At 30.3% G+C, this 2,227-nt stretch carries 3 protein-coding genes and 1 pseudogene; 3 read left to right on the forward strand and 1 reads right to left on the reverse strand.

Translation table 11 applies throughout. From position 1 onward, the window contains the following. A partial coding sequence (locus tag Q4Q55_RS10685; RefSeq protein ID WP_368660157.1) for a glutamate--tRNA ligase family protein occupies positions 1-123 on the reverse strand: 123 nt, incomplete at its 3' end. Between the two features lie 25 nt (positions 124-148). On the opposite strand from Q4Q55_RS10685, the gene Q4Q55_RS10410 reads away from it, so the two are divergent. The 3 genes and pseudogenes from Q4Q55_RS10410 to Q4Q55_RS10420 form a co-directional block, all read left to right on the forward strand. After that, positions 149-712, forward strand: a complete 564-nt coding sequence (locus tag Q4Q55_RS10410; protein WP_368660156.1) for an archaetidylserine synthase — start codon at positions 149-151, stop codon at positions 710-712. A 64-nt stretch (positions 713-776) separates the two neighbouring features. After that, positions 777-1,949: a DUF515 domain-containing protein gene (locus Q4Q55_RS10415; RefSeq protein ID WP_303372727.1), complete on the forward strand. Its 1,173-nt coding sequence runs from the start codon at positions 777-779 to the stop codon at positions 1,947-1,949. A gap of 23 nt (positions 1,950-1,972) precedes the next feature. Further along, positions 1,973-2,227: pseudogene (locus Q4Q55_RS10420) on the forward strand (sortase); the annotation flags it as partial.

Consider the following 2,227-nt stretch of genomic DNA (forward strand, 5'->3'; position numbering starts at 1 on the left):
AATGCAAATAGCCTTAGCGTGACCTATATGCAAATAACCGTTAGGTTCAGGGGGGAAACGTGTTGTTACTGCATGAACATGGCCTTCCTCCAAATCTTTATCAATAATCTGTTCAATAAACAGTTATTTTGAACTGTCAGCCATATTAATGATTATTGCCATCATGTTTGATTCCGTAGATGGTTGGGTAGCTAGAAAAACAAAAAGAGACGACAGGTTAGGTTTTGGAAAAAATATTGATTCATTATCTGATGTTGTATCATTTGGTGTAGCTCCAGCAGTATTTATTTACACATCAATTAACACCACATCAATACCATTACACGTTACAGTGATACTTGTTAGCTTATTAATTGTTGTTTGCGGAGTTTTAAGATTAACAAGATACAATGTAATTGCAGACCATGTTGAAATAAACGGTTTTATTGGCTTTCCTATTCCGGGAATGTCATTTATAGTAGCCACATTATACTTAAGTGGACTATACAGTACATATTTAGCATTGCTCTTAAGTGCTATCGTAGCTGTTTTAATGATTAGTAATGTGAAATATCCAAAATTCGCCAATATGCCTATAATTGCCATATCCTGCATATTAATAATATTAATCATACTTCCAATACCAACAGTATTATTCAATATCAATATACCTGCATTAATACTATTATTATTCTGTCTATACTACCTTATTATTAATTTAATTAGAAAATAGAGATTGATTACTCCTATTAATTAAATTAACCATCACAACATATAAAAAAAAGGAGTATGTTTAAATGAATAATAAAAAACCACATGATCCATTATATCCGAAAGGTTTTGAAAAAACAAGACAATTACGGGAAAATTTACCAAAACCAAAACCCAAGGACGACGAATTAACACTACTGAAGAAATTCAATCATAAACTTGGAATTTATCTAAATCCGAGCGACACAAACATAACAGAAAATGAGAAAAAAAGAAAAATTGGAATAATAATAACAATATTAATATTATTGACATTAATAATCTCTTCATACTACTTCTTAATCTATGAACCAACACAAAAAGAGTTATCTTTAGAAAAAACAGCGAAATTGAATGAACTTCATGAGTTATACAGTGGAGCATTAACAACTTCCCCCAATGCAATGATTTTAGAAAACAAAATCGAAAATGGAAAAAGCATTGCAGAACTTGAAATGATAAATATAATCGGTCCCGCCACCAAGGATTGGAAATCCTATCATCAAAAATCGATAAAAACAAACATAGACAAATACAATAGAACCATGGCAGTTTATTCAAATGAAAGTAAAAATGTTATAATGTCACAAAATGAAGCTATTGAACTTGTCAATGAAAATGATGCCCATATCTTATCAAAAATACAATTTGAAAAACCAAATACCGTTTCTGTTCCCATTTTAATCTCAAGACTCCAGGCAGGAGCAGGATTGGTGAATGTTGGAAGTGTAGTAGATATATATACTAATTTAAACAATACTGAAGAAGAAATTGACTTAAATAAAACAAGTCCTGACATTAGTGGATGTACAGTGCTTTCAATAATGAGATATGAAGAAAATGGAGAAATCGACTCCGAATATTCAAAATCAAATACAATAGTTAGTGGAAACAATACAAATCCCCATGAAAATACAAAAAAATTCTCATCCAACGTATTAGAAATGATTAAAGGAAGCATTATGAAAGGATACAGTGAAAAAGAAACGTTACAAATGCTTAAGGATTATGGGGTGAAACTATCAAATTATGAACGACAGATTAATTTAGGTGATTTGGATGCACAATATATGCTTTTGATTGAAACACCACAGGACAAAGTTAGTTACATGATAAATAACATGGACAATATCATATTAACAATACCCACAACTAATGCACCGGATTGGATGATAAATGAAATCAACTCAACATACCAGTATGAAGAAAACTATTATTAATAGATATTACAAAAAGTGATAATATGGAAAAACCAAGTATTACTACCATAATTGTTATAATTTGCATATTAATAATCGGATTATATGCTATGGGAGAAGTTAATTATTTTTCATCTAAAATAATTGTTGAGAGAAATATTGAATCCCCAACAGTTTTAATACCTTCAATCGGAGTTAAAGAAAAGATAAATAATGTGTCACTTGATCAAGGAGTATTGCATGAATTAGAATCATACACTCCGGATAAAGGAGATGTTTTGCTATTTGGACATAGAACG

The organism is Methanobrevibacter sp., assembly GCF_030539555.1.
GTDB lineage: Archaea > Methanobacteriota > Methanobacteria > Methanobacteriales > Methanobacteriaceae > Methanocatella.